The organism is Desulfofundulus sp., assembly GCF_049701015.1.
Classification (GTDB): Bacteria; Bacillota; Desulfotomaculia; order Desulfotomaculales; family Desulfovirgulaceae; genus Desulfofundulus.
Map to the genome: position 1 here is coordinate 20,159 of NZ_JBNATZ010000007.1, position 9,402 is coordinate 29,560.

Below are 9,402 nucleotides of genomic sequence, written 5' to 3' on the forward strand. Positions count from 1 at the left end.
TAAAAAAAGACCCCGTGGGCCTGGCTTGTTTAAATATCAACCGATATCCAGGTATCCTGCCTTTCCACCGAACCTCAAGTATAATTCCCGGGCCAGCAGACGGTGTTCTGGCGCCTTTAACTCGGGATCTTTTTTTACCAGGGCTACCGCTTCCTGCCGGGCAAGCTGTAGAGCACGCCAGTCCCGCACCAGGTCGGCAATTTTCAACTCGGGTAAACCCGATTGTTTGGTACCTGCGAATTCCCCGGGCCCCCTTAATTGCAAATCTTTTTCCGCCAGAGTAAAGCCGTCGGTGGTACAGGTCATCGCCTTTAACCTGAAGCGGGCTTCTTCGGTCATACTGTCGGAAACCAGGAAACAGTAAGACTGTGCTTTCCCCCTCCCCACCCGCCCTCGCAACTGGTGTAACTGGGCCAGCCCGAAACGTTCAGCGTCCAGGATTACCATTACGGTAGCATTAGGCACGTCTACACCAACCTCAACCACAGTGGTCGTAACCAGTACCTGGATTAGACCTGTGCGGAAAGCCTCCATGACACTCTCTTTTTCCGCCGGTTTCAAACGACCATGGAGCAAACCCAGTCGATACCCGGCCAGGGGACCACGAGAAAGTTCCTCAACCAGCTCCACAGCAGCCTGCAAATCAATTTTTTCCGATTCATCCACCAGGGGGCAAACCACATAGGCCTGGTGCCCCTTTTCTACTTCCCGTCTGATCAGTTTATATACATCCGGGAGGCGGGAAGCAGGAAGAGCGTAAGTTTTCACCGGCTGCCGCCCGGGAGGCAGTTCGGCAATAGTGCTCACCTCCAGATCACCGTAAAGAGTAAGGGCCATGGTACGGGGAATTGGTGTAGCTGTCATAACCAGAACGTCGGGACAATGTCCTTTATATTGCAAGGTGGCTCTCTGACGAACCCCGAAGCGGTGCTGTTCGTCAATAACCACAAGGGCCAGTGACTTGAACTTGACTTCTTCCTGGATTAAAGCATGAGTACCCACTACCAGAGGTATTTCTCCAGAGGCGAGACCGGATAACAACCTTTTCCTCTCCCCCTTTTTCAGGTTTCCCGAGAGCAAGCCAACTTTTATCCCCAGGGGAACCAGGCTCCGGGAGAGAGTGAGGTAATGTTGTTCCGCCAGTATTTCTGTAGGTGCCATAAGGACTCCCTGCAGCCCACTGCCCACGGCCCGGAGTAGAGCCAGGGTGCTTACTACCGTCTTGCCCGACCCCACATCTCCCTGCAACAACCGGTTCATAGGCCAGGAGGCATCCATGTCTGCTTTAATCTCTTCCCAGGCTAGCTGTTGAGATGGAGTCAGGGTGAAGGGCAAAGTGGAAAGAAATCTCTCTACCAGTTCGTCGTCTTCGTGGTAACGATGCGGTTTTACCTTCCGCGTGGTTTGTCCGCGCCTTAAAGCCAGAACCAGTTGAAGCAGAAATAATTCTTCAAATATAAATCGTTTTCTCGCCCTGATAGCCTCCTTCTCGGTAGCTGGAAAATGAATTTGACGAAGGGCGATGGGAAGTTCGGGCAGTGAAAATTTTTGCCGCAAACCTGGAGGGAGGAAATCTTTGACGCGAGGCATCCACTCATCCAGGGCGAGGCACACCAGGGACCGCATGAGACGCTGTGTCAATTGTCCGGTAAGAGGGTAAACAGGGACTATGCTGTCCCGTGGTACGGCATCATCGTCCTGTAACAATTCATAGTCATTTACCAGAAGCTGGATTTCTCCAAAGCGGCGCTCAATTTTCCCCGTTACCTGGACGTGGCACCCAACCCTTATTAACTTTTTTATGTAGCGCTGGTTAAACCAGACGGCAAAAAAGAAACCCCCCGGCTCCTGTACTTTAACCCTCGTGATCCACAATCGAGACCTGGGGTTGAGTTCCCTGATTTCGACAACCTTTCCCCGCAGGGTAACCTGTTCCCCATGAGTACAGGTATTTAAAGGCTTCACCGTACGCTGCTGGTATGCCCGGGGAAAGTGGTAAAGTAAATCCTTTATGGTCCTGATACCCAACTTCTTCAGCAAAGTAAAACGATGTGGCCCCACCATTTTCAAATATTGTACAGGATATTCCTCAAAACCAATTTCGGTCATCGGCTTTGCCTTAAAGGTCCTACCCCCTTGACTGTGCTTCACAATCTACCATCGGAGAGTCCTGCTTTCCCTCACCAGGCCGAGCTTTTCCGGCCACGGGCACCTGGAACTTCATGAAAAATACAACTTTCCCCTGTTCCACCTTGCACGTAAGTGGTATTTTTGCTAGAATGTAAGGAGTGGTTTTCTATAATAAGGAGGTGGCTCTATTGGCCAGGAAATGCGCTGTTTGCGGTAAAGGTGTGGTGGTCGGGATGCAGGTAAGCCACTCTCACATCCGGACCAAGAGAACCTGGCAACCCAACCTGCAGAGGGTGAGGGCTCTGATCAACGGTACTCCCAGAAGGATCCTGGTTTGCACTCGCTGCCTGCGCAGCGGCAAGGTACAGAGAGCTATCTAGAGAAAGCGGCTGTTCAAGCCGTTTTTTATTTTTCTCAAATAAAATCAAAGGATCCTTTGCAGACGGGGTGCTGGGGTAAGGCCGGGGATCCGCCCCCGCTTGGCAATGGGCTTCCCGTTAACTTCTTTGAGATCCATGGTCATGTCGATTGGTGAAGCACCGGAAATGTAACTACCCACCCCGAAAGAATCCGCTCCCGCCTGACCCAGCAACTGAATCTTTTCGGGTGTTAAACCACCGCTGACCACAATCTCAACGTGTCTATACCCCGCTTGATCCAAACGGGCACGGACTTCACGTACCAGCGCGGGCGTAACCCCTCCCCGTTCGCTGGGGGTATCCAGCCTGATAGCTGCCAGATCTTTGCCCAGAGCCCGGGCAACTCTGATCGCTTCTTCCGCCTCATCCTTAAAGGTATCCACCAGCACAATCACCGGCGTACCTGAAGGCATAGCTCGCTGATAAGCCAGGGCTACATCAAGGGTGTCTCCCACAATGAGCATCACAGCGTGGGGCAACGTTCCCACCGGTTCCTGACCAGCCAGTTTTGCACCTAAGATACAGCTCGCTCCGTCAACTCCCCCCACTACTGCAGCCCTTTCCATAACCGGCGCTACTGCTGGATGAACGTGACGGGCTCCAAAACAGATAACCCGCTTGTCGCCCGCAGCTTCCTTGCATTGCCTGGCAGCCGTTGCCCAGCCGCTGGAACTGGCCAGAATCCCCAATAGAGCGGTTTCATAAATACCAAACCGGTCGTATGGACCGCGGATGCGTAATACAACTTCTTTCTCTTCAAACCATTCCCCTTCTGGTAAGGCCCAAACCTCAACCCCCGTACTGGCCAGAAGATTTTTTACCTCGGGTACTCCAGCCAGCACACCCCTTTTACCGGCAAAAACTTCCGCCACCACTTCTGTATCTGCAAGACCCATGGCTCGCAAGATTTCCCTGGTTTTAACAAAATAAATGTCTGTAGTCCAGCCTGCAAAGATTTCCTGGCCATCGGCTGAGAAAAGACGACTATCGGGTGAAACTCTAAAATCCGAAACTTCCTTTAAGTTCTTGACTGTATGTGCCTCCTGCACTGGTGTGGCCCCCTTTTCCTACCCAAGGCTGCGTATGAGATTGGCCATTTCAATGGCCCCCAATGCAGCATCCCAACCCTTGTTGCCAGCCTTGGTTCCTGCCCGCTCAATGGCCTGCTCCAGGGTATCGGCTGTAATGACCCCAAAAATTGTCGGCACACCTGTATCCAGCCCCACTTTGGCCACGCCCTTAGCTACCTCCGCTGCAACATAATCAAAATGAGGCGTAGCACCGCGGATAACCGCGCCCAGGCAGATTACCGCATCAAAGCGTTGCATGGCCACCATCCGCCGCGCTACCACGGGAATCTCAAAAGCGCCGGGCACCCAGGCAATTTCAATATCCTGGTCGGCAACACCATGCCGGTGAAGAGCATCCAGAGCCCCCGTCAACAACTTGTTGGTAATAAATTCGTTAAAACGACCGACCACGAGACCAAAGCGTAACCCCTGACCGACCAGGTGTCCTTCGTATACTTTTGGCATTTCTTACTCCACCTTTCTTTTATTCCAGTACTCCGGAAATCGCCCGCTATCACCAATCTCTTTCAGCTAGCTTACCTCATCAGCGAGATTGAGCAGGTGACCCAGTTTCTTTCTTTTCGTTGCCAGGTAGAACCGATTATATTTGCTGGGAGATACCTCAATAGGTATCCTGTCCACAACCTCCAGACCATAACCTTCCAGGCCAGCAATTTTCCGGGGGTTGTTGGTTAATAAACGAATCTTCTTGAGTCCCAGATCAGCCAGGATCTGGGCACCAATGCCGTAATCGCGCAAATCGGGTGGAAAGCCCAAGGCCTCGTTGGCTTCAACCGTATCTTTACCCTGATCCTGCAACTTGTAAGCACGGATCTTGTTTAACAGACCAATACCCCGGCCTTCCTGCCGCATGTATAGAAGCACTCCAACTCCTTCCCTGGCGATCATCTGCATGGCCCTGACAAGCTGATCCCCGCAATCGCAGCGGGTGGAACCCAACACATCGCCGGTCAGGCACTCGGAATGGACCCGCACCAGAGGAGCTTCCACCTGGGTTAAGTCTCCTTTAACAAGAGCAAGATGGCCCTTTCCATCCAGAAGACTCTCATAAGCCACGGCGGTAAAATCGCCATACTTGGTGGGTAAGTAGGCGGACTCCACACGGCGAATCAGTTTTTCCGTTCGCCGGCGGTATTTAATTAAATCGGCAATAGTAATAATCTTTAAACCATGTTGCCGGCAAAAAGCAATTAATTCCGGTACCCGGGCCATGGTTCCATCTTCTTTCATAACTTCGCAGATAACCCCGGCCGGGTACAGGCCCGCCAAACGAGCCAGGTCTACCGCTGCTTCCGTGTGTCCGGCCCGACGCAGCACTCCTCCCTCACGGGCGCGCAAAGGGAAAATGTGTCCGGGACGGCGCAAGTCCTCCGGACGGGTAGCCGGATCCAAAATGGCTTTAATGGTTTGTGCCCGCTCATAGGCTGATATACCCGTACTGGTATCTTTGTGATCCACGGAGACAGTAAAAGCCGTACCATGTTTATCAGTATTGTGGGTAACCATAAGGGGCAGTTCCAGTTCGTCGGCCCGCTCATTAGTAATGGGCATACAGATCAACCCCCGGGCATGAGTAGCCATAAAGTTAATCGCCTCGGGAGTTACCTTCTCTGCTGCTATAATGACATCTCCTTCATTTTCCCGGTCTTCATCATCCACAACCACTACCATTTTACCCTGGCGAATATCCTCAATGGCTTCTTCTACAGTGTTAAAACGAAACTCCATGTCTGTCACTCCCCGTCTATTTTGAAATATAACCGTGTTCGGCCAGAAAGTCCATTGAAATACCTGATTTTTTTAGACGGTCCCCGACCTGGCCGGGGGAATTTATAAACCTTTCTACATATCTCCCGAGAATGTCCGTTTCCAGGTTCACGAGGTCACCTGTTCTTTTGCTGCCCAGGATGGTGAAACGAGCGGTATGAGGAATCAGGGATACTAAAAAATCCTCCTCACCCACCTCCACCACCGTCAAACTGGTACCGTCAACAGCCACCGAACCCTTCTTTACTATATAACGCAGCACTTCAGGTGCAGCGCCGATAGTGAGCAAAATAGCTATATCATGTTCCTGACGGCGTAGGATCCGGCCTACCCCGTCAATATGACCCGTAACCAAATGACCACCCAGCCGTCCCCCCAAACGCAAAGCCCGCTCCAGATTGACCCTGTCTCCTGGCTTTAAAAGACCCAGAGTGGTCTTATCCAGAGTTTCCGCCATTACGTCAGCCGTAAAGGAAGAACGATCAAAAGCCACAACCGTCAGGCATACACCGTTTACAGCTATACTATCACCCAACTGCAGATCATCAACAATCTTTATAGCTTCTATTGTCAACCGTGCCGAGTGCCTTCCCCGGCTCATACCCCGTAAGACACCTATTTCTTCTACCAGTCCGGTGAACATCAACCTTCACCCCCGCCATCCACGTATCCCTCCACGCAAATGTCCTCTCCGTAACGGGTCAGGGAAACATCTCTTAAGCGTACAGCTTCCAGGAGCCGGGCAGGCCCTTCTCCGGCTACAGGTCCAGGTGCCTGGCGCCCACCAATAATTACGGGGGCAATAAACCAGATAACCTTATCGACCAGGCGGGATTCCAGAAAAGAGGCATGTATTTCACCGCCCCCCTCCACCAATACACTGGTGATCTCCCGGCGAGCCAATTCTTTCATCAAAAGAGTGAGGTCCACACGGGAGCCAGAACCGGACACCACCAGTATTTGAGCCCCTGCCTCCTCCAACCTGCGGAGGTTTTCTTGAGGTGCTCTTTCCGTAACCGCAACAATGGTTGGTACGGTAGATTGCTGGGTAATCACCCGGGCATCTGGAGGAGTACGGGCCAGGCTGTCTACAATGACCCGCAGCGGGTCCTTGCCCTCCTTACCAGGAATCCGGGTAGTCAGAGAAGGGTTGTCCTTCAGCACTGTATTAACACCCACCAGGATAGCATCATAACGATCCCTCAAATGATGCACGGCCAGCCGGGCCTGGGGACCGGTAATCCAGCGGGATTCACCTGTGCGGGTAGCTATTTTACCATCCAGGCTCATGGCTGCCTTTAAAGCCACGAACGGACTACCGGTAGTAATGTATTTAATAAAAACTTCATTTAACTTTCGGGCCTCTCCTTCCAAAACTCCTACGGTTACCTCAACCCCGGCCTGACGCAATAGTTCCAGGCCTCGTCCGGCAACGAGGGGGTTGGGGTCGGGCATGGCGGCCACTACCCGCTTGACGCCGGCAGCCAGAATCGCTTCGGTACACGGACCTGTGCGTCCCCAGTGACAACAGGGCTCCAGGGTAACATAAAGGGTGGCTCCCGCAGCCCGTTCCCCCGCCTCATTTAACGCATGAATCTCTGCATGGGGAGTACCCGCCCGGGCATGATAACCCCGTCCAACCACCTGTCCGTCCTTAACCAACACAGCCCCGACCATGGGATTGGGACTCGTTCTACCCAGAGCCTGACGGGCCAGGTCCAATGCCATTTTCATGTAGTATTCGTCCAACGCTCTCACCTGCAAAATAAAATAGAAAAAGCCCCGACCTGGTAAAAAACCTTCAGGGCTAACAGGCATAATACAAGCCATTCCTGCTTCTTACCATCAAGCAGTACCATTACGCCTTCTCCCATCCAGACTTTTACTGTCGGCTCTGGCTTCTCACCAGATCAACCCTGCAATTACCGATGAATACAGGGCTCGCGGGCTCGGAAGGAAGTTTTACTTCCATACCGCCGGTAGGGAATTTCACCCATCCCCGAAGGCTCTTTAATTTTTAGAACTACTACTTAAGGTTATTATAGGTCCGCTCGCAAATGGTGTCAATATTGAATGCCTGTAACTCCTCCCGGATCAATATCCCCCTACTTCAGCGGGTAAACCCATAGGCCTTTAAGTTCCACCCCGTAAAACTTTTTCAGCATTTCTCTGTGTAACGCCTCCGGGTTCACATCACGAAAGAGTTCGGGGTGCAGCCACTTGGCGATGTAGCACAGTCCCACTGAACTCTGCGGGCCGTTAGCGATGGAAGCCGAAACCATGTAGACCCGCTTCCTTTTAACAGCCGCCGTAGTTTTGAGGGCAGACCGCGCCATAATCTGTTGTCGCAAAGAAGCAAGTTCAGTTACCCTTGTAGCCTCGAAACCGATACCGTTTTTCGTCAAACCCCCAAAATCTGCAGAAACGTTTTTAATTACGACTTCCGGGTTTTGTGCTGCCACCCATTCAGGTGTGACTTTGGGGTTGGCAAGGCAAAGCGGTGCTGTGATATTTTTACCACCGGCCCACTCGATCATCGTATGACCACCGGAACCGGGACCGGTACTCATCCAATCACCCATGGAACTTTCCCAGTATACCTTGACCCTCTGGTTGGGCCGCAACTTGCGCGTTCTCTCCGAAACCATCCGCCAGTTCTTTTCGATAAAATCCGCATATGCCTTCGCGCGCTCTGGACATTGGAAAATTAAGCCCAGAGTCCGGATTTCATTAGCCAGAAAATTCTGGTTGTATCCATAGACCTTCATTACCGGAATCCCCGCCCGTTCGAGCTGACTCCTGATCTCGGGCTTCATTGCCCATTCCAGGACAAGGTCGGGTTTCAGGGAAATTATCTTTTCCACGTCAGGTGTAGCTGCGCTACCTATACTTGGTACGCGGGTAACATAGCCAAGCCATGCCTGGTTTTTCTTTGTATAATCGTAAACGCCCACAACCCTTTTTTCCTGCCCCAGAGCCTTTAAAATCTCCGCCTGGTAACTTCCTGTAATCACCACACGCCGGGGAGGGCATGGTACCCGGACGGTATGTTTTTCAATCTTTCCTTGCGGTGTAACGAAATATTCCGTAACCGTAATTCTCTTCTGCTGTGCGGCCAATGCAGGCCAGACTGCATCTCCAAGCAGAAGAGTTACGAGCAGCGCTAAACCCATAATTATACAATAACGACGCATAAAAACCATCTCCCCTATAATTTTTTAATTAATTGCGGTACTCAAAAAAGTAAAACAAAAATCCCCCATCTACTCAGACGGAGGATTTGTTACCTGCTCGACAGGCCCAGGGAAAATTGAACCACCCCCTATCCGCGTAGGCTGGTCTGGCACTTCGGAACGGGCAGGTCTCCTGGCTTGGGTTCGCCGGAACTCCACGTCTTCCCACCCAGCACTCACGGGTAGACTACAACAATAACGGCCCGAGTTTTTAATGTCCCGATGAGTGCTGGACAGTGACCTGGCTGTGGAGCCCCTCCCCCTCACAGTGGCGGGACCGCGCCGGATTTGCACCGGCTTCCCTTTTCACCTTCACCCGGGTGAAGGCACCCGTCCCCAGATTATGAAGTTTTCCATAAGAACATGGAGATACCTGGCCGTCCTGGTCCAGGAGGAATGGCATGCCGGCCATCCCGCCCGACCACTGAAACAGCCAGATGTCTCCGAACTTGTAATAAAAGAAAAACCCCGGCCCTCCAGAGAGACCCGGGGTTGTTTTTACAGTCGCTCGAACCTGCCGCACAAAGACGGGAGACTGCAAACCGGCACAAACCCCTGTTCCCTGGGAGGTTAACCCGTGCCGCGTGCCCGGGCAGGTCTCCTGACTCATGGATCATCGCCTGCTTTCCGCCTTCCCAGCCAGCACCCAACCATGTTATGATCCCTTTGCCGTTAGCAGCAACCAGCTTCCGTCAAAGCAGAACCAACTTTACTGAGTGCCGGGCCAGTGGCCTTGTGGAAAGCCGCTACCCATTCACAGTG

Annotated in this window: 8 protein-coding genes and 3 riboswitches; of the genes, 1 reads left to right on the top strand and 7 read right to left on the bottom strand. The window is 52.4% G+C overall.

Going from position 1 to position 9,402, the window contains the following annotated elements; genetic code table 11:
- Positions 1-36: 36 nt before the first annotated feature.
- Positions 37-2,109, bottom strand: coding sequence for an ATP-dependent DNA helicase RecG (recG, locus tag ACPLUI_RS01130; protein ID WP_424658428.1), 2,073 nt, complete (start codon positions 2,107-2,109; stop codon positions 37-39).
- 209 nt (positions 2,110-2,318) lie between these two features.
- On the opposite strand from recG, the gene rpmB reads away from it, so the two are divergent.
- Complete coding sequence (rpmB, locus tag ACPLUI_RS01135; RefSeq protein ID WP_424658429.1) at positions 2,319-2,510, top strand: 50S ribosomal protein L28; 192 nt, start codon at positions 2,319-2,321, stop codon at positions 2,508-2,510.
- Positions 2,511-2,554: 44 nt separating this feature from the next.
- Here the strand turns inward: rpmB and ACPLUI_RS01140 are convergent, their stop codons facing one another.
- The 6 genes from ACPLUI_RS01140 to ACPLUI_RS01165 all read right to left on the bottom strand — a co-directional run bounded on the left by ACPLUI_RS01140 (position 2,555) and on the right by ACPLUI_RS01165 (position 8,601).
- Positions 2,555-3,598, bottom strand: a complete 1,044-nt coding sequence (locus ACPLUI_RS01140) for a nicotinate phosphoribosyltransferase (protein WP_424658430.1) — start codon at positions 3,596-3,598, stop codon at positions 2,555-2,557.
- An 18-nt stretch (positions 3,599-3,616) separates the two neighbouring features.
- Positions 3,617-4,084 (bottom strand): 6,7-dimethyl-8-ribityllumazine synthase, encoded by a 468-nt coding sequence (ribE, locus tag ACPLUI_RS01145; RefSeq protein WP_424658431.1) that lies wholly within the window; start codon positions 4,082-4,084, stop codon positions 3,617-3,619.
- Between the two features lie 66 nt (positions 4,085-4,150).
- Positions 4,151-5,368 (bottom strand): bifunctional 3,4-dihydroxy-2-butanone-4-phosphate synthase/GTP cyclohydrolase II, encoded by a 1,218-nt coding sequence (locus tag ACPLUI_RS01150; RefSeq protein WP_424658432.1) that lies wholly within the window; start codon positions 5,366-5,368, stop codon positions 4,151-4,153.
- 16 nt (positions 5,369-5,384) lie between these two features.
- Positions 5,385-6,050 (bottom strand): riboflavin synthase, encoded by a 666-nt coding sequence (locus ACPLUI_RS01155; protein ID WP_424658433.1) that lies wholly within the window; start codon positions 6,048-6,050, stop codon positions 5,385-5,387.
- A complete protein-coding gene (gene ribD / locus ACPLUI_RS01160; RefSeq protein WP_424658434.1) occupies positions 6,050-7,141 on the bottom strand; it encodes a bifunctional diaminohydroxyphosphoribosylaminopyrimidine deaminase/5-amino-6-(5-phosphoribosylamino)uracil reductase RibD in 1,092 nt (363 codons plus the stop codon). Before ribD ends, ACPLUI_RS01155 begins: the two co-directional genes overlap by 1 nt.
- A 124-nt stretch (positions 7,142-7,265) precedes the next feature.
- A riboswitch (FMN riboswitch) is annotated at positions 7,266-7,418 on the bottom strand.
- Between the two features lie 94 nt (positions 7,419-7,512).
- The gene (locus ACPLUI_RS01165; protein WP_424658435.1) at positions 7,513-8,601 is read right to left on the bottom strand and encodes an ABC transporter substrate-binding protein; all 1,089 of its coding nucleotides are present in this window, start codon (positions 8,599-8,601) and stop codon (positions 7,513-7,515) included.
- A gap of 145 nt (positions 8,602-8,746) precedes the next feature.
- A riboswitch (cobalamin riboswitch) is annotated at positions 8,747-8,989 on the bottom strand.
- Positions 8,990-9,214: 225 nt separating this feature from the next.
- Positions 9,215-9,402: riboswitch (cobalamin riboswitch) on the bottom strand. This riboswitch is flagged as partial in the annotation.